Origin of the sequence: Flavobacterium phragmitis, from assembly GCF_900112575.1 — a bacterium.
GTDB lineage: Bacteria > Bacteroidota > Bacteroidia > Flavobacteriales > Flavobacteriaceae > Flavobacterium > Flavobacterium phragmitis.
Genome location: NZ_FOMH01000018.1, coordinates 84,089 through 110,156, shown reverse-complemented (window position 1 = coordinate 110,156; position 26,068 = coordinate 84,089). Strand labels below are relative to the sequence as shown.

Genomic DNA, 26,068 nt, shown 5'->3' with positions numbered 1-26,068 from the left:
GTTTGCGGGGTGCAAATGTAAAACGCTTTTCCCAATCCTGCAAGGCTTTTTCAATCTTTTTTTTCCGAAAATCTCTTTTCTCTTTTTGATTGGCCTCTGTCAGTATTGCTGTGAACGTTTTCGCTGTTGCGGGTGCAAAAGTAGAACCTTTTTCCGCTTTAGCAAGCTTTTTTGTCAACTATTTTTATCTTTTTTTTATCCTTTTTCTTAACACGCTGACAACGGATCGTTTACATCTTGAAGTTTTTTCCTTCCTTGTGGGTTTTTTCTTCACTTTGTTCCTTTTTTGGGGTGTTCTGCCACGAAGACACCAAGACACGAAGTCTTCTTTTATGCTCTTTTCAATCTCGCAAAGTCGCTGAGTCTCCAAGTTTTTCCTTTTATTTCTTCTGAAAACCGAGGCCATAGCCCCGATAGGAGCGGAAATCCTTTTTGTGGCGGGGTTCGCCACAAAAAGATTGCAGCGGATAGCGGGAAACTGCTCCTGAAAATTTAAATCCCAATTTTTGAAATTCCAAATCTCAATTACCTTGTCTTAAATCTTATCCCTATTTTACATGTCCTTGTTATGCATTAGACGCACTGCGGTGCGTCTCTACCGAAAATTGGAATTATACTATTATATATGTGTAAAAAACAAACCCGACAGGTTTTGAAAACCTGTCGGGTTGGACACTCTTAGTATGGTAAAACTATTTTTTATTTAACTCTTTTGCTCTTTCCTGCCATTTACTGGATAAATCATCATAATCTACAGGATTTGCTGGTTTTTGATTTGACAATCTTCCTGATTCAAATGCACGAACTAATATTGTTTCTATTAAATAATCTTCATTTACATCATAGGGTTTGTATTCTGTTTTTAGACTTATATCAAATAAATTCGCAGTTGTATTAGAAACAAAGGCTTTGAATCCACTTTTTAATGTTTTTATGAGTTCGTAAGTTGTAATGCCTGTTTGGCGGTGAATTAATTTTACCAGAATCTGCCCTTGCTTTCTGGAAAGTTTTTTAAGCCTGTCTTCAAATTCATTATTTAAATAGTCTTCAACAATTTTGAAATACTTTTTCTTTTCACGACTTGTTTTCAAACGTGCCATTCCATTATTTAATGCTGTCAATCTATCTGATGCTAATCTTGCATAAGGATACACTTTATAAACTCTGTTTTGAAGAATCTGAAATTGCTTCATCTCTTCGGCGCTCATCTTCTCGCCTTTCGTAATAATTATTTCCGGTAATTGAATGGTATCATTTAAAATAGAGTCCTTTTCTGTTAATATATATCCCATTTGTTCATTCTCCTTTGGGGTAACTTGAGCTTGGCTTGTAAAAGTGAACAGTAAAAGAAATAATATAAGGTTGGTTAGTTTCATTGAATCATAATTTAAATGTAAAATTATATATTTATACACAACTCTAATACCAAATTTATATTTTAGCAAAAAAATATTTTATGAGCACAAAATCTATCTTAAAAGATACTTCTATAGCATTCCTGGAAAGCTACCTTAATAACGCCTCTCCTACGGGTTACGAAAGTGAAGGGCAAAAACTTTGGATGAACTATTTAAAACCTTATGTTGACACTTTTATTACCGATACATACGGAACTGCTGTTGGAGTAATTAATCCTGACGCTCCTTATAAAGTTGTTATCGAAGGGCATGCCGATGAAATTTCGTGGTATGTAAACTATATCACAGAAGATGGTCTTATATATGTGATTAGAAATGGTGGTTCAGATCATCAGATTGCTCCTTCTAAAAGAGTCAATATTCACACAAAAAAGGGAATTGTTAAAGGTGTTTTCGGATGGCCGGCAATTCATACTCGTCTGCGCGATAAAGAAGAAGTTCCTAAACTAAGTAATATCTTTATTGATTTAGGATGTGAAAATAAAGAGCAGGTTGAAGCTTTAGGTGTTCATGTTGGATGTGTAATTACTTATCCTGATGAGTTCATGATCTTAAACGAAAATAAATTTGTTTGCCGTGCTGTAGATAATAGAATGGGCGGTTTTATGATTGCTGAAGTTGCTCGTTTGTTACATGAAAACAAAAAAGAACTTCCTTTTGGTTTATATATAGTTAATTCAGTTCAGGAAGAAATTGGGCTTCGTGGCGCAGAAATGATTGCGCACAGGATAAAACCAAATGTTGCTATTGTAACAGATGTGTGTCACGACACTACTACTCCAATGATAGATAAAAAAGTGGAAGGTGATTTAAAAATGGGCAAAGGACCTGTTATTGGCTATTCTCCGGCAATTCAGAATAAATTACGTGATTTAATTGTAGATACAGCTACTGAAAAGAATATTCCATTTCAAAGACATGCAACTTCTCGTGCAACAGGAACAGATACAGATGCCTTTGCTTATAGCAACGGAGGAGTTCCGTCTGCTTTAATTTCCTTGCCTTTACGCTATATGCACACAACAGTAGAAATGGTTCATAAAGAAGATGTTGAAAATGTAATTCAACTTATTTATGAATCTTTGCTTAAAATTGAAAACAACGAGACTTTCTCTTATTTCAAATAATATAGATCTTTAATGTAAATCTGACTGAAATTCTATTCGGTCAGATTTACTAATTATACACCAAAATGAAAATATTATTACTCGAAGATGATTTTACTTTATCTAAAGAAATCTCAACATTCTTTACTTCAAAGGGTTTCGAGTGTTCTCCATATTATGATGGTTCTTTATTGCTTAAAAAATATTTCCCTTACGAATATGATTTAATTGTTTTAGACATTAATGTTCCAGGGGTCAATGGAATTGAAGTTTGTAAAGGCATTCGGGAAACCGACAAAAAAACGCCTATAATAATGCTGACTGCTTTCAGTGAAATAGAAGATAAATTATCTTCTTTTGACAATGGTGCAGATGATTATCTCGTAAAACCTTTTCATTTTGATGAACTGTATGCCAGAGTTCAATCTTTACTAAGACGAAAAGATGTACCACAGGTTGTCGAGAACAAAATTGTTGTAAATAATCTTGAAATTCTTGAAGATGAAATGCAGGTTTTTAGGTCCGGAGAAGAAATTAAACTTACTCCTAAAGAATTTAAACTTATTCTAATTCTGGCTCACGCGAAAGGAAAAGTTTTATCCAAACAATTTATTGCCGAAAAACTTTGGGATTATCACATTGAAACCAATCAGAATACAATTGAAGTTTATATTAATTTTTTAAGAAAAAAAATAGATAAAGACCATGAAACCAAACTAATCCGTACAAAAGTTGGTTATGGCTATTACCTAAGCGATCAGGAATGACATTAAAAAATCGAATATCACTATTAGTTAGTTTACTGTTTACCATCCTTTTTGGATTGGCTTCTACAGTGATATTCATTTTATATTCTAATTATCGAAAAGAAGAATTTCGTGATCGGTTAGAAATCAAAGCTTTATCTAATATTAAACTATTAGTGAATGTTAAGCAGGTAGATAATCAGCTTTTAAAAATAATTGATCAAAATTCGATTAATAAATTATACGATGAAAAAACGCTGGTTTTTGATTCTAATTTTAAATTGATTTACAGCAGTATTGACGATGCAAAAATCAATTGGTCAGTTGACGATTTAAAGTATCTGAAAAAGAATAAAACCTTTTTTAAGCAACAGGGAGATTATGAAGTTTATGGCGTTTTTTATGATACAAACGATAAAGACTTTTATGCTTTAATTTCTGCAACAGATGATTACGGAAAAAAGAAATTGCTCTTTTTACGTTACACTCTAGTTATATCCTACATTTTCTTTACCTGTTTGTGCTGGGTCGTTACTTCTTTTACTATAAAAAAAGCAATGAATCCTTTAAATGCTTTTCATCAGAAAATAAAAAACATCAACGAGAACAATCTCGATACCAGAATTGAATCTAAAAGCACTAAAAACGAAATTGACTTAATCGCCGACGAGTTTAATTTTATGATGGATAGAATTGAGCTTTCGTATCAAAGACAAAAAGAATTTACTGCACATGCTTCTCACGAATTAAGGACACCACTTTCGAGAATGACTTCTCAAATCGAAAATGCTATTGCTGATCCTGATGCAAAACCTAAAAACAAATCTTTCCTAAATGCCATTTTAACTGATGTAAATCATTTAGGTGAATTAATTAATTCTTTATTAATACTTTCAAAAATTGATAATAAAGAAACTGAGCATAATGAAATACAACGAATAGATGAAATATTATTTTCTTCTATCGAAAAAATAAATAAGTCTTTTCCAGATTTTGTCATTCTTTTTGAAATAGAAGAAAGTGATGATCTTGACACGGCTTTGGAAATTAGAGGAAATAGAAATCTATTAGAAATCGCTTTAGGCAATATTCTAAAAAATGCTTGTGTTTACTCAGATAACAAACAAGCTAAAGTAAAAATAAGTACGGATCATTATCACCTCATAGTATCTGTTTCCAATACAGGGGACACCTTAAGCGAAGAAGAACAAAAAAATCTTTTTCAGCCTTTTATGCGTGGTAAAAACTCGAAAGGAACATCAGGTTTTGGACTGGGTTTAAGAATCGTGCAAAGAATCTTAACATTACACAAATCAAACATAACTTACTCAATACCAGATATTAATACGAATTTATTTCAACTATTTTTTAATTTATAAATAATTTTAAGCTATTTTTAAGGTAGATTTTAAGGTCTCTTAAAGCCTGTTGATAGCATATTTGTATAATTAAAAATGGTACAATGAAAAAGTTATTCGCATTGCTGTTATTTGCACTTCTTAATCAAGCTGCAATAGCTCAAAAAACAGTCACTCTTCAAGACTGTGAAAGTCAATTCTTAAAAAAGAATCTTTTTTTACTGGCATCTCAATATAATATAGATGCATCGAAGGCATTAACTATTCAGTCACGAATTTGGGATAACCCAACGCTTTCGGCCGAATTGAACGCATATAACCCTGAACGGGATAAATTTTTTGATATCGGAAAAGAAGGTCAGAAAGTTTTTGCCATTGAACAGCTTATTTATCTGGGTGGTAAAAAACGTAACGAAGTAAAACTGGCACAAACCAATGAAAAACTGGCTGAATTACAATTTAATGATTTATTACGTACTCTAAAACTTCAATTACGAAAGAGCTTTTTCACTGTATATTATAATAGCAAAAATCTTGAAAATACTGACAAACAGTTAGCTCATATCGAGAACCTGATCAATTCTTATTCTATTCAGGCTCAAAAAGGAAATATTCCTTTAAAAGATGTTGTTCGTTTACAATCATTGTATCTTAATTTTAAAAATGAAAGATTAGAAGTTATCAATAACAACATCGAAGAACAGGCAAATCTAAAATTGCTTTTAAATGAAACTGAAAATGTTGTTCCGGTTGTAAACAAAGAAGATTCGGATAAATATTTAAAAATAATAAATTTTGATCTTAAGAGTTTTGAAGAACAAGCTATAGCAAATCGTCCAGACTACTTAGCCAAACAAAAAGAAATTGATGCTAATGAGCTGAATGTAAAATTGCAAAAATCACTTTCAATACCAGATATTACTCTTGGTGCAAATTACGATCAGCGAAGCGGAGCTTTTAACAATGAAGCTAATTTAACGGTTGGTATTCCTTTACCATTATGGAATCAGAATAAAGGAAACATTAAATATGCGAAAACAGTTTTGGAACAATCTAAAATTGAGAAACAAAACTTTGAATTACAGCTAAAAACAGAAATTACTTCGGCCTGGACTAAATGGGATGAATCCAGACAAAACTACGCTGTAATTAAACCAACTGTAAATTCTGATTTTGAAGCAGTTTACAATGGAATGCTTACCAATTTCCAGAAACGAAATGTGAGTCTTTTAGAATTTACAGATTTCATGGAAAGCTATAATCAAGCGATAATTCAGTTAAACGAACTCAAGAAAAAAGTCGTGATAGCTGGCGAAGAATTAAATAGTACCATCAACAAAGATTTATTTTAAAAAGACATAAAAATGAAACATACATTATTCATAGGAATCGCAATTGTTACTTTATCTCTGACAAGCTGCAAAAAGGAAGTAGAAAATCCGCAAACTAATACTTCTTTTGTTTTAAGTGATGCAATGCTAAAAACCACTACCACAGCCGATGCTCAAACACAGCCATTAAAAAATGAGCTTAGTTTTTACGGAAAAATTACAGCTGATAACAATAAAATGATTGACGTTTACCCTTTAGTTGGTGGAAACGTAATGAAAGTAAATGTTGAGCTTGGTGATTACGTTAAAAAAGGACAAGTTTTGGCTACCATAAAAAGTACTGATGTTGCCGATTTCGAAAAACAATCTATTGATGCTAAAAGTGATTTGTTGGTTGCCAAAAACAATTTAAAAGTAGCTCAGGAATTATTTGATGGAAAATTAAATTCAGAAAGCGATGTTCTTCAGGCAAAATCTGAAGTCAATAAGGCGCAATCACAAGTAAGCAAAATTCAGGAAACGTATAAAATTTACAATATCAAAGCTGGATCAATTTATGAAGTAACAGCTCCAATAAGCGGATTTATTATTCAAAAAAGTATTAATCAGGATATGCTTTTACGTAACGATCGTTCAGAAAACATATTCGATATTGCTGAAATCAGCGAAGTTTGGGCAATGGCGAACATTAACGAAATTGATATCAACAAAGTAAAATTAGGTACAGATGCTTCTGTCACTACTTTGAGTTATCCGGATAAAATATTTCATGGAAAAGTAGACAAAATCTACAACGTAATTGATCCTGAGACTAAAGCAATGCAAGCAAGAATCAAATTAAACAATCCTGATTATATGCTTAAGCCGGACATGAATGCCAATATTAAATTGTCTTTCAACGAAAATCAATCAATGATAGCCGTGCCAAGTAAAGCGATTGTTTTTGATAAAAGTAAAAACTTTGTTGTGGTATTTAAAGACCGTAATAATATAGAAACCAGACAAGTTGAAGTGTACAGAGTTGTTGGAGATACTACTTATCTCTCAAGTGGTTTAAAAGAAAACGAAAAAGTAATCACCAACAATCAGCTATTTATTTATGGTGCTTTAAATAACTAAGACATGAACAAATTCATAAAAAATATTATTGCTTTTTCTTTAAAGAATAAAGCATTTACCTTCTTTTGGGTTGGATTATTGGCTGTTGCAGGATTTATCTCTTTCAAGAATATGCCAATTGACGCTTTCCCTGACGTTACCAATACACAGATTATCATCATCACTCAGTGGAATGGTAAAAGTGCTGAGGAAGTAGAACGTTTTGTTACCTCTCCTATTGAGATTGCCATGAACTCTGTTCAGAAAAAAACAAGTGTTCGAAGTATCACCATGTTTGGATTATCGGTTATCAAAATCATTTTTGACGATGGTGTCGATGATACTTTTGCCCGCTTCCAGGTTAATAATCTTTTAAAGAATGTTTCTCTTCCTGATGATGTTGAACCGGACGTTCAGCCTCCTTATGGGCCAACCGGAGAAATTTTCAGATACATTGTAAAGAGTAACAGCCGAGACAGTAGAGAATTATTGACTTACCAAAACTGGGTTATTGATAAACAACTACGTGCTGTTCCTGGTGTTGCCGATTTGAATGTGTTTGGAGGACAAACCAAAACCTATGAAGTTGGGGTGGATCCAATAAAATTGGCTAAATATAATATTTCTCCACTTCAGGTTTATAATGCTGTTGATGCAGGAAACTTAAATGTTGGTGGTGATATTATAGAAAAAAATGGGCAAGCTTTTGTAGTTCGCGGTGTTGGTCTTTTAAAATCTATAACGGACATGGAGAATATTATTGTTGATGATGCCGGGGGAAATCCAATTTTAGTTAAAAACGTTGCTTCTGTGTATGAAAGCGCCATGCCAAGAGTTGGACAAACTGGTCTTGGCAACAATGATGATGCTGTTGAAGGGATTGTGGTAATGCGAAAAGGCGAAAATCCACAGGAAACTCTAGCATTATTAAAAGCAAAAATTAAAGACCTTAATGATAATGTTCTGCCAAAAGACATTAAAATTGAAACTTTTTATGATCGTGATAATCTAATGAATTTCACGACAGAAACAGTAATGCACAATTTATTCGAAGGAATTATTCTGGTTACCTGTGTGGTATTCCTTTTTATGGCGGACTGGCGCACGACTTTCACTGTTTCTATTGTAATTCCGCTTTCTCTTTTGTTCGCATTTTTATGTTTGAAGATGATGGGAATGAGTGCCAACCTATTGAGTTTAGGTGCTGTCGATTTCGGAATTATTATTGATGGTGCAGTCGTAATGGTTGAAGGATTATTTGTAGTTCTGGACCATCGGGCGCATCAGCTGGGAATGGAGAAATTTAATAAAATTGCCAAAGGAAGCTTAATCAAGAAAACAGGAACAGAAATGGGTAAAGCCATATTCTTTTCTAAACTGATTATTATTACCGCTTTACTTCCAATTTTCTCATTCCAGAAAGTAGAAGGAAAAATGTTCTCTCCCCTAGCCTTTACTTTAGGATTTGCATTATTAGGAGCGCTTATTTTTACTTTGACTTTAGTTCCTGTTTTATCGCATATACTATTAAATAAAAACGTAAAAGAGAAACACAATCCATTTGTGAACTTTTGGGACCGAATTGTAACAAAAGGATTTGCATGGACTTTTAAACATAAAGCACAAACTCTAATTGCATCAGTTGGATTACTAGCTGCTGTTTTCTTTTCAGCGGGCTTTTTAGGTACAGAATTTTTACCTCAATTAAATGAAGGAGCATTATGGGTTACTGCAGAATTACCGATGAGTACTTCTTTGCCTGAAAGTGTCAAAACTGCTGCAATGATTAGAAAAGACCTAGAAACTTTTCCTGAAGTCAAAAATGTCTTATCGCAAACTGGTCGAAGCAATGATGGAACTGACCCAAATGGATTTGGATTTATACAGCTTCAAGTGGATTTAAAACCACAGAAAGAATGGACCCGTAAAATTTCAATGGATGAGTTGATCAATGAAATGGATAATAAATTGAGGGTTCATCAAGGAATTACGTACAACTATTCACAGCCTGTAATTGATAACGTTGCCGAATCTGTTGCAGGATTTAAAGCATCAAACGCTGTTAAAATTTACGGCGACGATTTAGATAAACTAGATCAGTTGGCTAATGAAGTATTGGCAAAAATCAGAAATATTCCCGGAATCAAAGATGTTGGAATTCTTCGAAATGTAGGGCAACCAGAGATAAGCGTAATTTTGAATCGTGAAAAAATGGCTGCTTACGGCGTAACATTAAGTGATGCACAAGCTGTTCTAGAATTGGCTTTTGGAGGAAAAACTGCCACTCATAAATATGAAGACGAAAAGAGATTTGATGTGAGAGTGCGTTATTCCAAAGAATACCGTAAAGATGAAAAAGATTTAGAAGAGTTAAAAGTTCCAACAATTAGTGGTGTAAAAATTCCACTAAAAGAAATTTGCGACCTTAAGAGCGTTACTGGACCAGCATTTATTTACCGAGACAATACCAAACGTTTTATTGGAGTAAAGTTTTCTGTCCGTGATCGAGATTTGGGAAGTACGATTGCCGAAGCGCAATCAAAAGTAAATGAATTAAAACTTCCCGCTGGCTACACAACGGGATGGACCGGAGAGTTTGAAAATCAGGTTCGTGCAAGTGCCCGTTTGGCTCAAGTTGTGCCAATCAGTTTAATTGGGATTTTTGTACTGTTATTCATCTTGTTTGGAAACTTTAAAGATTCTTTACTTGTTTTGGCCAACGTACCGTTTGCAATTATTGGAGGAATTATTGCCTTGCATCTTACAGGAATGAATTTTGGAATTTCAGCCGGTGTTGGTTTTATTGCCCTTTTAGGAATTTGTATACAGAATGGAGTAATTCTAATATCCGAATTTCATCATAATTTAAAGGCTAAGTTCTCGCTCGAAGAATCCATTTTCATGGGAGTTAAAGCTCGAACAAGAGCCGTTGTAATGACTGCGTTAATGGCCTCAATCGGATTATTACCCGCTGCAATTTCTACAGGAATTGGTTCCGAATCACAAAAACCACTTGCCATTGTAATTATCGGTGGTCTTATGACAGCAACCGTTTTAACCTTATTGGTATTTCCTATTTTATTCTGGGTATTCAACAGAAAAAAACACGAGCCAATAGAATAAAGATTTATTTTTTTAGTTTTTTAAATCAATTGTTGGATTTAAAGCGGAAAGCATCATTCCTTGTAATGATGCTTTTCTGTTTTATATCAACAAAAAAAAGACCTTTTGCTCAGAAAGGTCTTTTTATACTAACTCAAAACTTTTTTAAACTTTACAGCTTATTTTGCATCTTTCAGGATTGCAATTGCTTCTGTTGCGTTTGATAACTGCGCATATTTCAATGCTGTATATCCTTTTTCATTTTTCTCATAAGTACGAGCACCGTTTGCGATTAATAATTTCATGATTTCTACTCTGTTATAACGAGCCGCAATCATTAATGGTGTCATATCATCTTCTGATTTTTGATTTACGTCTGCACCGTATTCGATAAATTTTCTAACGATTTCAATGTCTCCTTTTCCAACTGCTACAGTTAATGGTGTTTTACCAAAAGCTGCAACTTCAACATTGTTTCTCGTTTCTGCATTTCCGTTTGATGCAACTGAAACATTTGCAAATGCCAATAAGGCTACTCCTAAATAAATTACTGATTTTTTCATGATGATTGTTGTTAATTGATTGATAAATGATGATTTTTAATTTCTATGTAAAGGTAACTTTTAAAATTGTATTATGCATAACAAAGTACCATGTTTTAACTAATTCTTAACTATTACTTAAAGAATACATAATTAACAAACCTGAATGTTAACAATTCCATGGTTTCGATATAATAGACGCCGAAAAAACCAAAATGTTACAATAAATGAGAAAAAAGAATAAAATTTATTTTACATCGTTTTAAGTAGCTGTGTTAAAAGCAATTCAGAATTCTTTAACTTTACTGTAAGAATAAAACTATTTAAGCTTTTAAACTTAGCTTGAAATCAAAAAACAAAACTTAAAAAACCAGTAACTATGCTTATTATCAAAAGAATTCTAATCATTTTAATTCTAATTATTTCGATTGTACTGATTGCAGCCTATTTTATGCCTAAAGAATACGCAGTTGAACGAGAAATTACAATTAACAAATCTGTTGACAGTGTTTTTGCTTATGTGAAATCACTAAAAAATCAGAATGAATTTAGTGTTTGGGCAAATATGGATCCCAAAATGAAAGTCAGTTATAAAGGTGTTGATGGTGCTGTCGGTTCCATTTCTTCTTGGGAAAGTAATATAAAAGAAGTTGGAGTTGGTGAACAGGAAATCACAAAAATAACAGAGAACAGACGTATTGATTTTGCTCTTCGCTTCAAAAAGCCCATGGAAGACACTGCTGTAGGATTTATATCAACCGAACCTGTTTCTGGCAATCAGACGAAAGTTAAATGGGGAATCAGTGGCGTCATTCCATATCCAACAAATATTATGCTTCCAATGTTAAAGATGGATCAAATGATTGGAAACGATCTACAAAAGGGTCTTGATAATTTAAAAGATAAAATGGAATAAATTTTAGAATCATAAAAAAAGAAAAAGCATCATTCGAATAAAATGATGCTTTTCTTTTTTAAATACAAAACCTATTTTTACTTTAAATCTTTTAAGATAGTTACTGCTTCCTCTGATTTTGCATATTTTGCATAATCCAAAGCTTTCAAACCATGATCATTTTCTATATAGTGTTTCGCACCATTTTCCAATAAAACTTTTATGATTTCTACATGATTGTATCGAGCGGCCAGCATTAAAGGTGTCATATTTCTTATAATTTTATTGACATCTGCGCCGTACTCGATAATTTTTTTTACACTTTCAAGGTCACCTTTACATACCGCTATGTGCAAATGCGATGATGAATAACCTGAAATTTCAATTTGATTTTTAATTGCTGGCTTTTGATTAGAAGCCGTTGCAGAATTTGTAAATACAGCCAAAGCCGTTCCTAAAATGATTACAGTTTTTTTCATGATTGATTGTTTTTTAAAGTTGATTGATGATTGTGATGATTTATTATTAGACGATGTAATAGGCAAAACGTTGCATCAAAACAGAAAAAAAAAGTATAATTTTTGAAAATATTAGAAATCAACAAAAAAACGCAGTCAAAATAATTGAACTACGCTTTTTTGTATAAAGAAAATTGCATTATTCTAATTTGAACTCCCTATCATAAATGTTTTTTAGATCTTTTTCAAACAATGTAAAAGGATCCTCATAAAACCTTACAAAATCTTTTTCACTAAGTTGTCCTGGAAAAGGAGCGTAATAATGTGTTGGACTCGTACTATCATTTCTCCAAACTAAAACATAGGCTAACTGCAGATTTTGGGATTTTAATGTTTTTAACAGAACCTCTGTCCACCATTTTTCATTTGGAATAGATTCTAAACCCGTTTCAGTAAATGCTGCTAATTTTTTCTTCTTAATAGCCAAGTCAGAAAATATTATAAGTTTTTCTAATCCTGTTGCTAAATCATATTTCCCGTCACGACCAAAATCTCCATAATCATCCATTCCCAGCATATCTACATAATTATCTCCTGGATAACGTTCTAAATATTCAGACTCCGAATTGAATTGATTATCAGGAGAAAAAGCATAAATAAAATTATGTACGCCCAAAGTGTCTTTTAAATAAGAAACCGTAAACTGCCATACAGCAATAAAATCTTCACGAGAGGTATGTGATTTTCCCCACCAAAACCAGTCACCATCAAATTCGTGATAAGGTCTGAAAATCATTGGGGCGAGTGTTCCGTTTTTTGCTTTAACAGAATGTGCGAAATCAGCAATTGATTTTAAAATTTCTTTATACTGGTCATGATGAGAACCACCTGGTTTAATAAGTGCCATTGAAGCTTTCGAAATTCCATCTTTCCAATAAAAACCACCTTCTGACGCAGGATTATTAAAATGCCAAGATACAGTAGTCACTCCTCCTCTTTCGTAAGTTTCAATTACATTTTTTCTTAAAGTTTCTTTTGCTTGTCGAATTTGTTCATCGGAACGGCCAGAAAAATCACTAAAATCTATTCCCACAACAGCTGGATGAGAGCCGGTAACCGATTTTACATCCGAACGATTAGGTTCATTACTCCATCCATGCCCGTATTCCAATGCATGCTGATGTCCAAAGAGAATATGAGTTTTTGAAATTGTTTTTAAATTTCGGTAAAGATTCTGGGTTTCTTTTGTTGCCTTTTTATCAATTTGTGCAAAAAGAAAATGCCCTGCTGTAAGACATACAATTAGCAGGACATTTTTATTTGTTATTATTTTCATGGTTTAACAGTTAGTTTTAAACCCGAAAATTACTATTTAGAAGATAAGTAATCTAATACGTTTTTTTCAATACGTTGATCAATATTGTCAATATCGGCTTTCACAAATTTTTCTCCTAAAATATTCTCGTACAATTCGATATATCTTTCAGAAACTGACTCAATATATTCATCTGTCATATTAGGAATCTGTTGTCCTTCTTGGCCTTGAAAACCATTTTCGATCAACCAGCGGCGAACAAATTCTTTTGATAATTGCTTTTGCTCTTCACCATTTTCCTGTCTTTCTGCATATCCTTCAGCATAAAAATAACGAGAAGAATCTGGAGTATGAATTTCATCAATTAAAACAATAACTCCGTCTTTAGTTTTTCCGAATTCATATTTCGTATCTACTAAAATTAAGCCTCTTTTGGCGGCGATTTCTGTTCCTCTTTCAAATAAAGCACGAGTATACTTTTCTAAAACTAAATAATCTTCTTCTGAAACAATTCCTTTAGCTAAAATAGCTTCACGGGAAATATCTTCATCATGAGAACCGTTATCCGCTTTTGTAGTTGGCGTAATAATTGGTTCTGGGAATTTATCATTTTCTTTTAACCCTTCAGCCATAGTTACACCGCAGATTTGTTTTCTTCCTGCAGCATATTCACGAGCAGCATGTCCTGACAAATAACCACGAATTACCATTTCAACTTTAAAAGGCTCACACAAATGCCCAACAGCAACATTTGGATCTGGAGTAGCAATCAGCCAATTTGGAACAATATCCTGTGTCAATTCCATAAATTTAGTAGCAATCTGGTTTAAGATTTGTCCTTTGTATGGAATTCCTTTTGGCAAAACTACATCAAAAGCCGAAAGTCTGTCGGTTGCTACCATTACCAAAAGTTCGTCGTTGATATTATAAACTTCTCTAACTTTTCCGCGGTAAACTGATTTCTGATTCGGGAAATTAAAATTTGTAGTTGTGATTGTATTGCTCATTTTGTTGTGTTGTTTTTTTATGAATGCAAATTTAAAATTATTTCAGAGAGTTACACCATGAAATTTTAAGATTCAGAAATAAAAAAATCCCCAAATAAAAATTTAGGGATTTTGGTTAAAATAGGACTCTAAATTAACTTGAAGCTAATTCTTTATCTAAAATTCTTGAAGCAATATATTTGGCTACTCCATCCTCTGCATTTGTTTTAATTACTTCTAAATCCGGCAAGGCATCTTTTAAAATGGAAGGAGCGTTACCCATGATCAATCCTTTTCCTGTTGCAGACAGCATTTGTAAATCGTTGAAACCGTCACCAAAAGAAACCGCTTGTTCCATAACAAATCCTTCTTTTTCTAAAACCTTTGAAATCGCGGCAGCTTTATCTACAGACTTATCCATAAACTCTAAACAAGTCGGCAAACTGAAAGCGTGATGTAAATGCTCTGAAGAATTGGCTAAAACGGCGTCTCTTACTTTAACTAATTTTTCATGATTATCGCACGAAAAGAAGATTTTTATTGCTTTAAAGTCTTCTATGGTTTTGTAATCTACTAATTCTGGACGGTATTTTAATTCCGCTTGAAAAGAATTTAATCTTTCGTTCCATTTATTCGTTTGCCAAACATTTTCCTTGAATAATACTACCGTAACATCTGGATCTATTTCTATGTTTAAAGCCGCTTTAACCACATCGCTGTCTAAATTAAAAGCAAAAAGTTCTTCTTGATTTGGAGAATGAATTCTTCCTCCGTTTGAACTCACTAAATAAACCGGAATTTTAAGTGTTTCAATAATAGCCATCGCATCAAGATGATGACGTCCTGTAGCTACAACAATCAAATACCCTTGATTATAAAGTTCCTGAAAGATTGATTTAGTGTAATCTGAAATAGTGTGCTGTGGGTTAAGTAAAGTTCCGTCAAGGTCACTTACTACCACTTTTATATTTTTAAGTTTTGTCATATTAATTGTAAAATTCGATGAAATACAAAATTAAGGTTTTACAACTACATAAAAAAGTCTTCCATTATAAGTGTCAATATACTACTTTATAGAGTTCATGATACTTAATCATTATTTTTAAATACACTAAATACAAACTGTTCTATTTCTTACAGATAACTATGTTTCGTTTTCTATAAAATATTAATTTTGTAAGATTAAATTTCCATCCTAATACTGACGGTTTCCCGTCATTTCCAAGTTTAATCTATTCTTGTAAATATCATTAGCATTAGTCCAAAATTATATGTCATTTTAAATGGACTAGAAGAGTTTTATCAAATGATTGTAAACTTCTGATCAAATTTCTAAATATTAACTAAAAAAACAAAGCATGAAAAAGTTTCTTATTTCAATAGCTGTAATTTTAATAGCTATTCAATTTTTTCAACCTGAAAAAAATATCTCAAAAGAATCCAGCTACAATTCTATCGAAAAGCAATATGCCATTCCATCAAATGTAAATTTACTTCTAAGAACCAGTTGTTATGACTGTCATTCCAATAACACTAAGTATCCTTGGTACAGCAATATTCAGCCTGTAGGATGGTGGTTAAGCAATCATATTAACGAAGGGAAAAGAGAGTTAAACTTTGATGAATTTAATTCCTATACTTTAGAAAAGAAAAAGAAGAAAATATCAGAAATAATTAAAGAAATTGATAAAAAAGATATGCCCCTCAGTTCATATACGCTAATTCATAGAAATGCGGAACTAACTGCAGAACAACAGCAAGAAATTATTCAATGGGCTAAAAATATAGACAATAATCTCTAACTTGATTTGGTTGTAAGTTAAAAAAATATTCGTTTTGCACCTTTTTCAAAGTGTACAAAACGAATATTAATAAATGTTAAAACACAATTCACGTTTTACATTTAACATTTGACTAAATTAAACTTAATCGTGGTTTTCTATTTGCTTGTAGGCATCAATTACCTTTTTAACCAATCTGTGGCGAACGATATCTTTATCATCTAGATAAATAATTCCGATTCCTTCAATGTCTTTTAGAACCAAAAGCGCTTCTTTAAGACCAGAAATTGTTCTTCTCGGCAAATCGACTTGACCTGGATCACCAGTAATCATGAATTTGGCATTTTTTCCCATACGGGTCAAAAACATTTTCATTTGTGAATGTGTGGTATTCTGAGCCTCGTCAAGAATTACAAAAGCATTGTCAAGAGTTCGTCCGCGCATGAAAGCTAGAGGTGCAATCTGGATAATTCCTTTCAGAATATAATCTTCCAATTTTTCGTTTGGAATCATATCTCGCAAGGCATCATAAAGCGGTTGCATATAAGGATCCAGTTTTTCTTTCATGTCGCCTGGCAAGAATCCTAAGTTCTCTCCTGCTTCAACTGCTGGACGCGTCAAAATAATTCTTTTTACTTCTTTGTCCTTCAGCATTTTTACCGCCATAGCGACTCCTGTATACGTTTTACCAGTTCCAGCTGGACCAACTGCAAAAACCATATCGTTCTTTTTTACGGTATCAACCAGCAATTGCTGATTTGGTGTCATTGCTTTTACAATTTTACCGCCAACACCGTGAACTAAGATTTTATCATGATCGTAAGCTCTCTTTTCATCCTGACCATCACTCATTATTACGCGCTCAATTACGTTATCGTCAATATTGTTGTAACGTGTAAAGTGAAGCATTAATCTTTGAAATCTTTTTTCGAATTCGTCTAAAACTTCTTTTTCGCCAAATGCTTTTAAAGTTGTCCCTCGCGCTACGATTTTAAGCTTTGGGTAATACTTTTTAATAATTTCTAAATGGCTGTCCTGCGCGCCCCAAAATTCTTTTGGTGCAATATCTACTAGCTCGATTATTCTTTCGTTCAAATGAAGTTGTTTTAAATTAAAATAATTCCTTTTAATATTTAGTGGTTGTCGGGTCTTTTTTTGGTCACAGTTTTCGGTGGCAGTTTTCAATTTTTAAGAAAACTGAGACTGAAACTAAGAACTGAGACTTCTGTAACAGCAAGTTAATTTTTTAAAACACAAATTGTCTTTACTTTCTTTCAATTTGTATTTACTATTATTAGCTTTGCATTTCTCAAATTTAATGAAAATTAGATTTAAATACTATCAATAGTTATAAACAAAAATATGTCAATAATTACCCTTACTACAGACTACGGCTTAAAAGATCACTTTGTGGGCTCGCTGAAGGGTAAAATACTTTCTGAAAATCCAGAGGTTCAAATCATTGACATTTCTCATGACATTGATCCCTTTAATACTGCCGAAGCGAGTTATATTATTGGTGCAGCTTATATGAGTTTCCCAAAAGGAACTGTGCACCTCATTGGTGTCGATATTGAACGCAATAAAGAGAACCAGCATATCGCCATGCAATGGAACGATCATTACTTTATTTGTGCCGATAATGGAATCTTGAGCATGCTTACACAGAAAATTGTTCCGCAGAAAATTGTGGCAATCAATATTCACGATCGTTTCCCCATTGAAGCGACAGATCTAGATATCTTTATTCAGGTTGCTTCTCACTTATCTAGAGGCGGTTTATTGAATGTTATTGGAAAAGAAATTTCGTCTATAAAAGAAGCTACCGAATTGCAGGCTCTTGTTGCTGATGATGGAAATTCTATAAAAGGAAACATCATTTATATTGATCATTTTGGAAACGTTGTAACCAATATTTCTAAAAAACAATTCTTAGAAATTTCGCGCGGGCGTCCGTATGAAATTGTGATGAAACCAAAGAGCATCAAAACAATTCTTCCAAATTATTCGGCTATTGCCACTTCTGACAAATATCCGATTAAAACCTATGAAGGAGAAAAACTAGCCATTTTTAATGAAGCCGGATTCTTGGAAATTGCTATTTTCAGAAGTAATCCTTCTAAAGTAGGTTCTGCGAATAGTTTGCTTGGACTGAATTATCGTGATGTGATTACGATTAAATTCTCCTAAACTAATTCTTAGATTTTAGATTTTTAGCTTGCAGATTTTGCTGATTGAGCAGATTATTGAATACATATGAGCATAGCCCGTGTTTTCAACCACGGGAAACGTATCGTAATATTGCATGCGTCCACGTGGTTGAAACCACGGGCTATATTTAAATATCTTTGGCATCAAAGTTATAGAAAACATACTTTTATAATATTTCATTTTTTATTTAAAACAACAATCAAATTTGGTATTTTTGCGCACCTGTAAAACTTTAGGTAATTCAAAAAAATCTAAAATCAGCAGTCTAAAATCTAAAATAATAAGATGTTTGTCCGAATAGTAAAAATGAGTTTTCACGAAGAAAAAATTCCTGATTTTCTCGAGAATTTTGAATCGGTGAAAAATAAAATACGAAATGCAGAAGGAAATCGTTTTTTAGAATTGTATCAGGATAAAAATGATAAATGCATCTTTTTCACTTACAGTTATTGGGAAACCGAAGAAGATTTAGAAAATTATAGGAATTCTGAGCTTTTTAATACAGTTTGGGATTTTACAAAAAAACTATTCAATGCAAAACCAGAAGCCTGGAGCGTTGATAAATTGGTGAGCTTAAATTAAAACGATATTTAACCGCAAAGAACGCAAGTTTTTTTCTTAAAAAGCTTTGTAAAAACGCTAAGTTCGCAAAGCTTTCAGCAAAAACTTTGCGAACATTGCCTAAAACTTTGCGTTCTTTGCGGTTAGAAAAAACTTGAAACAAAATATGAAGTCTATAATATTACGAGAAATAAAATCCTTTTTTGGCTCTCCAATCGGCTATTTGGTCATTGCTATTTTCTTAATCAGCAACGGACTGTTTTTATGGGTATTCGAAGGAGATTACAATATATTAAACTCAGGTTATGCTGATTTGACTCCATTTTTCACTTTAGCACCGTGGATTTTGATATTCCTGATTCCAGCCGTAACCATGAGAAGCTTCTCTGACGAAAAAAAACAAGGAACTTTAGAGTTATTATTGACTAAACCTTTATCCATCTGGGAAATCGTAAACGGTAAATTCTTCGGTTCATTTTTACTGATTATTTTAGCGATTATTCCAACTTTGATTTATGTAAAAGTAATTTCAGATTTAGGTTCACCTGAAGGTAACATTGACATGGGAAGCACAATTGGCTCTTATTTCGGATTGTTGTTTTTGATTGCTTCTTATTCCGCAATTGGAATCTTCACTTCTACCCTTTCAGAAAATCAGATTGTGGCTTTTATTCTTGCTGTTTTCTTATGTTTCTTTCTGTATTTTGGTATTGAAGGTTTGGCTTCTCTTTTTTCTGATTCCAATAGTTTGATTTCTATTTTAGGAATGCAAAATCATTTTAAAAGTATGAGCCGTGGTGTTATCGACACACGAGATGTAATTTACTTTTTAAGCATTACTATTGCTTTTTTATCGTTTACTGTTTATCAATTAAAATCATATAAAGCCTAATGAAATCGTATACAAAGCAAAATTTTAAAATATTAGGCATCACTATCTTTATTTTAGTGGTTTTAAATGTACTTGGGAGCTTATTTTTTCACCGTTTTGATTTAACGAAAGACAAACGTTATACTTTATCACCAACTTCGTTAGGTATTGTAAAACAAGTTCAGAATCCTTTATCAATTAAAATTTATATGGCTGGAGAACTTCCGGCTGATTTTAGACGTTTACAGCAGGAAACCAAACAGTTACTAGAGGAATTTCAGGCTTATAATAAAAACATTGTTTTCGAATTTGTTGATCCGTTAGAAAATGAAGATGAAAGCGAGGAACTGACAAAATCACTTTTCCAAAAAGGCTTAACTCCCGTAAACATTACGGTTGACGACAAAGGAAAGCAATCTCAAGCCATGGTTTTTCCTTGGGCAATTGCGGTCTATAATGGTAAAGAAGTGAATATTCCGTTATTGAAAAATATAATGGGAGCTTCGACAACTCAAAAAGTAATTGGTTCCATTCAGCATTTAGAATATTCGATTGCAGATGCTATCAATAAAGTGACTAAAACCAAACAGAAAAAGGTTGCGATCATAAAAGGAAATGGCGAACTAAGAGAAAGACACATTGCTCAAATGCTGAAGCAGATTCATGAAAGTTACCTGATTGGCCCTTTTACATTAGATTCAGTTGCTAAAAATCCAAATGGAACTTTAAGTGAATTAAAAAAATACGATTTAGCCATTATCGCAAAACCAACCGAACGATTCTCTGACGAAGAAAAAGAAGTTCTGGATCAGTTTATTATGAATGGCGGAAAAACACTTTGGATGATAGACCAAGTTGCAGCGGATATGGATAGTTTATATAATGATGCAGGCGCAACTTTAGCTTATCCAAGAGATTTAAATCTAAACGATATGTTCTTCAAATACGGATTCAGAATTAATCCTGATTTGATAAAAGATGAACAAGCAACTCCAATAAAACTGGCAACTGGCGAGCAAGGAAGCGCAACACAGTATCAAGATTTTGTTTGGAAATTTGCACCGCAGGTTTTCCCAACAAGCCAGCATCCAATTGTAAAAAATCTAGGCGGAATCAAATTTGATTTTGCCAATCCAATTGATACTTTGAAAAACGGAATCAAAAAGACCATTTTGTTACAGTCTTCTCAATATTCAAAAACTATCGGTTCTCCTGTAGAAGTCAATCTTAATATGGTAACCGAAAAAACAACACCACAGGATTATCCAAATAAAGGAAATCTGAATCTGGCAGTTTTATTAGAAGGAAACTTCCACTCTGCTTTTGAAAACAGAGTGTTGCCATTTAAAGACAATTCTTTTACAGCAAAAGGAAAACCAAACAAAATGATTGTGGTTGCTGATGGAGACATTGCAAGAAATCAACTGGACAAAAACAGAATGCCAGTAGAATTAGGTTACGATCAACGAACAGGAAATCTTTATGACAATAAAGACTTTATTATGAATTGTATTAATTACCTGTTGGATGATACCGGACTTATTAACATTAGAAGCAAAGATGTCGAACTGCCTCTACTGGATAAAGAAAAAGTTTATGAAAGCTATACTCAGACTCAAGTCATAACTATCGGAGTACCAATTCTAATTTTAACAGTTTTTGGACTTGTATTTACTTTTGTAAGAAAAAGAAAATACAGCAAATAGATGTTAATAAAAAAATGTAATACTTTGGATAGTTTAAGATATATTTGTAATCCGTATATTTAGCCCTTTATTTGCTAAAGCATCCATCAAAAAATAAAATAAAACAGATGAAATTTATAGTATCGAGTTCGTACTTATTAAAACAATTACAGGTTTTAGGTAGTGTAATCAATAGTAATAATACGTTGCCTATTTTAGACAACTTTTTATTTGAACTAAACAACAATGAGTTGACCGTTTCGGCTTCAGATCTTGAAACGACAATGTCGGCTACATTATCGATCGATTCTACAAGTAAAGGAAGTGTAGCTGTTCCTGCTAAGCTTTTACTTGAAATTTTAAAAACTTTTCCAGAACAGCCGTTAACTTTTACTGTTGAAGACAACAATACAGTAGAAATTAGCTCAAATTCAGGTAAATATGCATTGGCTTATGCAGCTGGAGAAGAATTTCCTAAAGCAGTAAGTCTTGAAGATCCATCTGTAACGCTTGTTCCAGCAGAAGTTTTAGCAACTGCAGTAAGCAAAACTATTTTTGCAGCTGGAAATGACGATTTACGTCCAGTAATGTCTGGAGTTTTCTTCCAGTTTTCACCAGAAGGATTAATTTTCGTTGCGACAGATGCTCATAAATTAGTAAAATACTCCCGTACAGACGTAAAAGCATCTCAGGTTGCTGACTTTATCATGCCTAAAAAACCTTTAAATATCTTAAAAAGTATTTTAGGTTCTTCTGATGCTGAAGTAAAAATTGAATATAACGATTCAAATGCGACTTTCTCATTTGACAATTATATCTTAATGTGTCGCTTAATTGATGGAAAATACCCTAATTACGAAGCGGTAATTCCTAAAGAAAATCCAAACAAATTAATGATTGACCGTTCTTTATTCTTAAGTTCAGTTAAACGTGTTGCGATTTTCTCTAACAAAACTACACACCAAATTCGTTTAAAAATTGCTGGAGCAGAATTGAATGTATCAGCAGAAGACATCGATTACTCAAACAAAGCAGAAGAAAGATTAACTTGTGATTATCAAGGAGATGATTTACAAATTGGTTTTAACTCACGTTTCTTGACAGAGATGCTGACTAACCTACAATCTGACATGATTATGCTTGAAATGTCATTACCAAACAGAGCTGGTATTTTAACTCCAGTTGATGGTTTAGAAGAAGGAGAAACAGTTACTATGCTTGTAATGCCTGTAATGTTAAATAGTTAACATTAAAGTTTCTTTCTGTTACAGGGATATTTTTTAGTTTTAAATAAAAGATATATCATTGTAAAAAAAAGATATCGCTATTAACCAACCATTTTTTATACCTAGAAACCGCAATTCCCATAAAGAGTTGCGGTTTTTTATTTGGGGTTAATTTTGTTTCGGGTTTCAGGTTGATGTGTTTTGTGTTTTTAACCGCAAAGCACGCAAGGTTTTTTGATATACGAAATCTACAGAAAACGCAAAGTTCGCAAAGCTTTGTGTAAAAACTTAGCGAACCTTGCGTAAACCTTTGCGACCTTTGCGGTTAAACTATACATCTAGTATATCAACTTGAGACTTTAAACCTGAAACAATTTTTTTCCCTACTTTTGTAAAATGAAAATAGAAATTTGGTCGGACATCATGTGTCCGTTTTGTTATATCGGAAAAAGACAATTGGAAACTGCATTAGCAGATTTTCCTGAGAATGAATTTGAAATTGAATGGAAAAGCTTTCAGCTGGATCCAACCATTACTGCTCAGCCTGGTTTGGACGTTTACACGTTCTTAGCAGAAAGAAAAGGAATGTCGCTGGAACAATCTAAAGAAATGCACAATGGCGTTGCAGAACGTGCAAAAAGCGTTGGTTTGGATTATAATTTTGATAAAGCGGTTATTTCTAATTCTTTAAACACTCATAGAATTATTCAGCTGGCTAAAACAAAAGGTTTAGGAGATCAAATGGAAGAAATTTTCTTTAAAGCTTATTTCACTGACGGAGAGGATTTAAATAATGGTCCAACCTTAATCAAATTAGGAGTTGAAGCTGGTTTAGAGGAAAATGAAATTAGGGAAGTTTTAGAAAGTGAAGATTTATTTTTAAAAGAAGTCCAATCAGACATTAAAGAAGCTTCTGAAATTGGCGTTCAAGGTGTTCCTTTCTTTGTATTTGATCGAAAATATGCTGTTTCTGGTGCTCAGCCTGTAGAAACATTTGTTAAAACAATTCAGGAAGTTCTAAAATAAACTTCAATAGAATAAAAATTAAAAGCGTGCTGTCTATATCTAAACAGCACGCTTTTATTATTTAGCTCAATGCTAAACTAAAATTAATGACTTGCTCTACCTTTTGAATCAGTTGATTTTGTCGTAGTGCTTTTTCCTCGAGAACCATTCATCGCTTTTTGAGATTTTCCAGAATCTTTCATTCCGGATTTCGAATCTTTTCTTGAAGTTTCCATAACATTTAATTTTTTGAAATTAATACATTACAAATTTCGAAAAAGAAGTTTCAAGTGACTTACAGAATTGCATTGGATTATTACAAAATGAAGACTTTCAAATCATGTAACTTTCAAATTAAATCCTATAAATTTTTTAAAGTTCTAATTTTCAAATTTGTAGATATCTAAAATTAAAATTCTTATTAATTTTAAAACTCAGGATTATGAAAACGAATTCAAAAAATATATTTAATAAAGAAACAATTCAGACACAATACAAAAAACTGGATCATATTGATACTGCTCATGAAAACGAAGCTATAGATCAAGAATTTACTTCAGGACAAAACTCTGACACCACTTATAAGAACCATTGCATTGGAACTTTTGAGGGTTACGAAATTATTGAAAGCGGACTTAATGTTGCTGAAGACAATACTCCTTATTCTACTTACGACGATGCTAATCCGTATGATAGTTTTAATATTGACAACGAAGACGATAGGTATTTATATGTTTAACAAAGAATAGTATGTCGCCAAAGAATGATCAGCAAATTATGAACGAATACTTGTCAAACGAAAGAACTTTGTTGGCATGGCTTCGTACTGGAATTGGAATAATGGTTTTCGGATTCGTAGCAGTGAAATTTTCTTTGTTTCTAAAACAGTTACCAGCTAAATATTTGGCAGAAACTATTCCGCCCAATAGCAATTTTACCATCTATTTAGGTATTGGTTTATTGGTTGCAGGTGCATTGACAATTTTACTCTCCTACCTCCGTTACACTCACACTGTCAAATTGTTAAAAAAAGGAAAATATCAATATTCAACTGCAATGCTTACCTTTATTACAATGATGCTGTTTGTGTTGAGCATTTCACTTATCGCCTATTTAATCATCGCGGCAAGTGCTTAAGATAGATTATCTAATTATCTAATTATCCAATCAAAAAATGAATCAGCCATTACTTCAATTTAACGATAAAGGAATTTACTGCCAGCAGGCTGATGTCTATTTAGATCCTTGGCGTCCAGTAAAAAATGCCATTATTACGCATGGTCACTCTGATCATGCCAGATGGGGACATCAAAATTACATCACACATTATTCGAATATTCCGATCATAAAACATCGTTTGGGGGAAATTAATGTTTCAGGAAAGAATTGGAACGAAACTTTTACGATAAATGGAGTGAAATTTTCTTTTCATCCTGCAGGCCATATTATTGGTTCTGCCCAAATAAGGGTTGAATACAAAGGTGAAATATGGGTTTTTACTGGAGATTACAAAACAGAAGATGACGGAATTTCTGTCCCGTACGAAGTGGTAAAATGCCATTCTTTTATAACAGAATGCACTTTCGGTCTTCCTGCTTTTAAATGGGAACCGCAAGCTGATGTCATGACAGAAATTAATAATTGGTGGACCGAGAATCGTGCAGAAGGAAAAACATCTGTCTTATTCGGATATTCTTTAGGAAAAGCGCAACGCTTATTAAAAAATCTCGATCCCAATATTGGACAGATTTACACGCACGGAGCAATAGAAAATATGACCAACATTGTCCGTCCGATGATTGATCTTCCTCCAACTATAAGAGTAACATCTGAAACCAAAAAAGAAGATTTACTAGGCAATATAGTAATTGCACCGCCAAGTGCACACGGAAGCACTTGGATTAGAAAAATGACTCCATTTGTAACCGGAACAGCTAGTGGCTGGATGGCTTTTCGCGGAGCACGACGCAGAAGAGCCGTTGACCGCGGATTTGTTTTAAGCGATCACTGTGATTGGACAGGTTTATTGGAAAGCATAAAAGCAACAGGAGCAGAAAAAGTAATCTGTACTCATGGATATTCAGATGTATTTTCGAGATACCTAAGAGAATTAGGTTACGATGCCAGAACAGCAAACACCCAATACGAAGGAGAAACAAATGACAATGATGAAAGTTAGAGAAGTTAAATAAGTTAGAAGTTAAGAGTTAGACGTTAGGCGATACTTTGGTGAAGTAAAAAAGTTAGAAGTTAAGAGTAAAACGTTATGTGATACTTTGAGTGAAGCAACAAAGTTATAAGTAAAATGTTGTTCAGTATCTAACTACTCCCCATAACCCATAACCCATAACCCATAACCTAAAAAAAAAAAAA

At 33.0% G+C, this 26,068-nt stretch carries 25 protein-coding genes; 17 read left to right on the top strand and 8 right to left on the bottom strand.

Annotated elements, in window-relative coordinates; genetic code table 11:
• Positions 1-692: 692 nt before the first annotated feature.
• The gene (locus tag BM289_RS24110; protein ID WP_091498786.1) at positions 693-1,376 is read right to left on the bottom strand and encodes a DUF4294 domain-containing protein; all 684 of its coding nucleotides are present in this window, start codon (positions 1,374-1,376) and stop codon (positions 693-695) included.
• Between the two features lie 80 nt (positions 1,377-1,456).
• Between BM289_RS24110 and BM289_RS24105 the strand changes: the two genes are divergently transcribed.
• The 6 genes from BM289_RS24105 (at position 1,457) to BM289_RS24080 (ending at position 10,180) form a co-directional block, all read left to right on the top strand.
• Positions 1,457-2,545, top strand: a complete 1,089-nt coding sequence (locus BM289_RS24105) for a M42 family metallopeptidase (protein ID WP_091498783.1) — start codon at positions 1,457-1,459, stop codon at positions 2,543-2,545.
• 65 nt (positions 2,546-2,610) lie between these two features.
• Entirely contained in the window at positions 2,611-3,291 is a 681-nt protein-coding gene (locus BM289_RS24100; protein WP_091498781.1) for a response regulator transcription factor, read from the top strand.
• Positions 3,288-4,649 carry a HAMP domain-containing sensor histidine kinase gene (locus BM289_RS24095; protein ID WP_091498778.1) on the top strand — a complete coding sequence of 454 codons (1,362 nt, stop codon included), beginning with the start codon at positions 3,288-3,290 and terminating at the stop codon, positions 4,647-4,649. The genes BM289_RS24100 and BM289_RS24095 overlap by 4 nt, the downstream gene beginning before the upstream one ends.
• Before the next feature lie 83 nt (positions 4,650-4,732).
• Entirely contained in the window at positions 4,733-5,980 is a 1,248-nt protein-coding gene (locus BM289_RS24090) for a TolC family protein (RefSeq protein WP_091498776.1), read from the top strand.
• 12 nt (positions 5,981-5,992) lie between these two features.
• A complete protein-coding gene (locus tag BM289_RS24085; protein ID WP_091498773.1) occupies positions 5,993-7,078 on the top strand; it encodes an efflux RND transporter periplasmic adaptor subunit in 1,086 nt (361 codons plus the stop codon).
• A 3-nt stretch (positions 7,079-7,081) separates the two neighbouring features.
• Positions 7,082-10,180 carry an efflux RND transporter permease subunit gene (locus BM289_RS24080; protein WP_091498770.1) on the top strand — a complete coding sequence of 1,033 codons (3,099 nt, stop codon included), beginning with the start codon at positions 7,082-7,084 and terminating at the stop codon, positions 10,178-10,180.
• Positions 10,181-10,338: 158 nt separating this feature from the next.
• Here BM289_RS24080 and BM289_RS24075 read toward each other — a convergent pair whose 3' ends face one another.
• Complete coding sequence (locus BM289_RS24075; protein ID WP_091498768.1) at positions 10,339-10,722, bottom strand: ankyrin repeat domain-containing protein; 384 nt, start codon at positions 10,720-10,722, stop codon at positions 10,339-10,341.
• A gap of 358 nt (positions 10,723-11,080) precedes the next feature.
• Here BM289_RS24075 and BM289_RS24070 point away from each other — a divergent pair, with 358 nt between their 5' ends.
• The gene (locus tag BM289_RS24070; RefSeq protein WP_091498765.1) at positions 11,081-11,617 is read left to right on the top strand and encodes an SRPBCC family protein; all 537 of its coding nucleotides are present in this window, start codon (positions 11,081-11,083) and stop codon (positions 11,615-11,617) included.
• A gap of 77 nt (positions 11,618-11,694) precedes the next feature.
• On the opposite strand, the gene BM289_RS24065 is transcribed toward BM289_RS24070, so the two are convergent.
• From BM289_RS24065 to BM289_RS24050, 4 genes are all read right to left on the bottom strand, one after another.
• Positions 11,695-12,075 (bottom strand): ankyrin repeat domain-containing protein, encoded by a 381-nt coding sequence (locus BM289_RS24065; RefSeq protein ID WP_091498764.1) that lies wholly within the window; start codon positions 12,073-12,075, stop codon positions 11,695-11,697.
• Between the two features lie 178 nt (positions 12,076-12,253).
• Entirely contained in the window at positions 12,254-13,390 is a 1,137-nt protein-coding gene (locus BM289_RS24060; protein WP_091498761.1) for a glycoside hydrolase family 26 protein, read from the bottom strand.
• 32 nt (positions 13,391-13,422) lie between these two features.
• Positions 13,423-14,376 carry a phosphoribosylaminoimidazolesuccinocarboxamide synthase gene (locus BM289_RS24055; RefSeq protein WP_091498759.1) on the bottom strand — a complete coding sequence of 318 codons (954 nt, stop codon included), beginning with the start codon at positions 14,374-14,376 and terminating at the stop codon, positions 13,423-13,425.
• 133 nt (positions 14,377-14,509) lie between these two features.
• Complete coding sequence (locus BM289_RS24050; protein ID WP_091498757.1) at positions 14,510-15,340, bottom strand: Cof-type HAD-IIB family hydrolase; 831 nt, start codon at positions 15,338-15,340, stop codon at positions 14,510-14,512.
• A gap of 373 nt (positions 15,341-15,713) precedes the next feature.
• On the opposite strand from BM289_RS24050, the gene BM289_RS24045 reads away from it, so the two are divergent.
• On the top strand, positions 15,714-16,157 hold the full coding sequence (locus BM289_RS24045; RefSeq protein ID WP_091498755.1) for a heme-binding domain-containing protein: 444 nt from the start codon (positions 15,714-15,716) through the stop codon (positions 16,155-16,157).
• A 123-nt stretch (positions 16,158-16,280) separates the two neighbouring features.
• On the opposite strand, the gene BM289_RS24040 is transcribed toward BM289_RS24045, so the two are convergent.
• The gene (locus BM289_RS24040; RefSeq protein ID WP_008469028.1) at positions 16,281-17,231 is read right to left on the bottom strand and encodes a PhoH family protein; all 951 of its coding nucleotides are present in this window, start codon (positions 17,229-17,231) and stop codon (positions 16,281-16,283) included.
• Between the two features lie 267 nt (positions 17,232-17,498).
• Here BM289_RS24040 and BM289_RS24035 point away from each other — a divergent pair, with 267 nt between their 5' ends.
• The 6 genes from BM289_RS24035 (at position 17,499) to BM289_RS24010 (ending at position 23,716) form a co-directional block, all read left to right on the top strand.
• On the top strand, positions 17,499-18,326 hold the full coding sequence (locus tag BM289_RS24035; RefSeq protein ID WP_091498752.1) for an SAM hydrolase/SAM-dependent halogenase family protein: 828 nt from the start codon (positions 17,499-17,501) through the stop codon (positions 18,324-18,326).
• Positions 18,327-18,632: 306 nt separating this feature from the next.
• Positions 18,633-18,929 (top strand): putative quinol monooxygenase, encoded by a 297-nt coding sequence (locus BM289_RS24030; protein ID WP_091498750.1) that lies wholly within the window; start codon positions 18,633-18,635, stop codon positions 18,927-18,929.
• A 145-nt stretch (positions 18,930-19,074) separates the two neighbouring features.
• On the top strand, positions 19,075-19,800 hold the full coding sequence (gene gldF, locus BM289_RS24025) for a gliding motility-associated ABC transporter permease subunit GldF (protein ID WP_091498747.1): 726 nt from the start codon (positions 19,075-19,077) through the stop codon (positions 19,798-19,800).
• Positions 19,800-21,485 (top strand): gliding motility-associated ABC transporter substrate-binding protein GldG, encoded by a 1,686-nt coding sequence (gldG, locus tag BM289_RS24020; RefSeq protein ID WP_091498744.1) that lies wholly within the window; start codon positions 19,800-19,802, stop codon positions 21,483-21,485. Before gldF ends, gldG begins: the two co-directional genes overlap by 1 nt.
• Before the next feature lie 107 nt (positions 21,486-21,592).
• Complete coding sequence (dnaN, locus tag BM289_RS24015; protein ID WP_091498742.1) at positions 21,593-22,711, top strand: DNA polymerase III subunit beta; 1,119 nt, start codon at positions 21,593-21,595, stop codon at positions 22,709-22,711.
• 375 nt (positions 22,712-23,086) lie between these two features.
• Entirely contained in the window at positions 23,087-23,716 is a 630-nt protein-coding gene (locus BM289_RS24010; RefSeq protein ID WP_091498739.1) for a DsbA family oxidoreductase, read from the top strand.
• Between the two features lie 83 nt (positions 23,717-23,799).
• Here the strand turns inward: BM289_RS24010 and BM289_RS25760 are convergent, their stop codons facing one another.
• Entirely contained in the window at positions 23,800-23,931 is a 132-nt protein-coding gene (locus BM289_RS25760) for a hypothetical protein (RefSeq protein WP_262489188.1), read from the bottom strand.
• A 206-nt stretch (positions 23,932-24,137) separates the two neighbouring features.
• Here BM289_RS25760 and BM289_RS24005 point away from each other — a divergent pair, with 206 nt between their 5' ends.
• From BM289_RS24005 to BM289_RS23995, 3 genes are read left to right on the top strand one after another with little or no spacing between them, the layout of a single operon-like run.
• Entirely contained in the window at positions 24,138-24,434 is a 297-nt protein-coding gene (locus tag BM289_RS24005) for a hypothetical protein (RefSeq protein WP_091498737.1), read from the top strand.
• Positions 24,435-24,445: 11 nt separating this feature from the next.
• Positions 24,446-24,832: a YidH family protein gene (locus BM289_RS24000; protein WP_091498734.1), complete on the top strand. Its 387-nt coding sequence runs from the start codon at positions 24,446-24,448 to the stop codon at positions 24,830-24,832.
• A gap of 37 nt (positions 24,833-24,869) precedes the next feature.
• Positions 24,870-25,874 (top strand): ligase-associated DNA damage response exonuclease, encoded by a 1,005-nt coding sequence (locus tag BM289_RS23995; RefSeq protein ID WP_091498731.1) that lies wholly within the window; start codon positions 24,870-24,872, stop codon positions 25,872-25,874.
• Positions 25,875-26,068: the final 194 nt, after the last annotated feature.

Coding starts and splice junctions, on each gene's coding strand:
- BM289_RS24070 (WP_091498765.1), top strand. CDS start 11,081: ATGCTTATTATCAAAAGAATTCTAATCATTTTAATTCTAATTATTTCG.
- BM289_RS24060 (WP_091498761.1), bottom strand. CDS start 13,390: ATGAAAATAATAACAAATAAAAATGTCCTGCTAATTGTATGTCTTACA.
- BM289_RS24030 (WP_091498750.1), top strand. CDS start 18,633: ATGTTTGTCCGAATAGTAAAAATGAGTTTTCACGAAGAAAAAATTCCT.
- BM289_RS23995 (WP_091498731.1), top strand. CDS start 24,870: ATGAATCAGCCATTACTTCAATTTAACGATAAAGGAATTTACTGCCAG.
- BM289_RS24075 (WP_091498768.1), bottom strand. CDS start 10,722: ATGAAAAAATCAGTAATTTATTTAGGAGTAGCCTTATTGGCATTTGCA.
- BM289_RS24095 (WP_091498778.1), top strand. CDS start 3,288: ATGACATTAAAAAATCGAATATCACTATTAGTTAGTTTACTGTTTACC.
- BM289_RS24010 (WP_091498739.1), top strand. CDS start 23,087: ATGAAAATAGAAATTTGGTCGGACATCATGTGTCCGTTTTGTTATATC.
- BM289_RS24085 (WP_091498773.1), top strand. CDS start 5,993: ATGAAACATACATTATTCATAGGAATCGCAATTGTTACTTTATCTCTG.
- dnaN (WP_091498742.1), top strand. CDS start 21,593: ATGAAATTTATAGTATCGAGTTCGTACTTATTAAAACAATTACAGGTT.
- BM289_RS24045 (WP_091498755.1), top strand. CDS start 15,714: ATGAAAAAGTTTCTTATTTCAATAGCTGTAATTTTAATAGCTATTCAA.
- BM289_RS24065 (WP_091498764.1), bottom strand. CDS start 12,075: ATGAAAAAAACTGTAATCATTTTAGGAACGGCTTTGGCTGTATTTACA.
- BM289_RS24105 (WP_091498783.1), top strand. CDS start 1,457: ATGAGCACAAAATCTATCTTAAAAGATACTTCTATAGCATTCCTGGAA.
- BM289_RS24080 (WP_091498770.1), top strand. CDS start 7,082: ATGAACAAATTCATAAAAAATATTATTGCTTTTTCTTTAAAGAATAAA.
- BM289_RS24110 (WP_091498786.1), bottom strand. CDS start 1,376: ATGAAACTAACCAACCTTATATTATTTCTTTTACTGTTCACTTTTACA.
- BM289_RS24005 (WP_091498737.1), top strand. CDS start 24,138: ATGAAAACGAATTCAAAAAATATATTTAATAAAGAAACAATTCAGACA.
- gldF (WP_091498747.1), top strand. CDS start 19,075: ATGAAGTCTATAATATTACGAGAAATAAAATCCTTTTTTGGCTCTCCA.
- BM289_RS24055 (WP_091498759.1), bottom strand. CDS start 14,376: ATGAGCAATACAATCACAACTACAAATTTTAATTTCCCGAATCAGAAA.
- BM289_RS24050 (WP_091498757.1), bottom strand. CDS start 15,340: ATGACAAAACTTAAAAATATAAAAGTGGTAGTAAGTGACCTTGACGGA.
- BM289_RS24000 (WP_091498734.1), top strand. CDS start 24,446: ATGTCGCCAAAGAATGATCAGCAAATTATGAACGAATACTTGTCAAAC.
- BM289_RS24100 (WP_091498781.1), top strand. CDS start 2,611: ATGAAAATATTATTACTCGAAGATGATTTTACTTTATCTAAAGAAATC.
- gldG (WP_091498744.1), top strand. CDS start 19,800: ATGAAATCGTATACAAAGCAAAATTTTAAAATATTAGGCATCACTATC.
- BM289_RS25760 (WP_262489188.1), bottom strand. CDS start 23,931: ATGGAAACTTCAAGAAAAGATTCGAAATCCGGAATGAAAGATTCTGGA.
- BM289_RS24035 (WP_091498752.1), top strand. CDS start 17,499: ATGTCAATAATTACCCTTACTACAGACTACGGCTTAAAAGATCACTTT.
- BM289_RS24090 (WP_091498776.1), top strand. CDS start 4,733: ATGAAAAAGTTATTCGCATTGCTGTTATTTGCACTTCTTAATCAAGCT.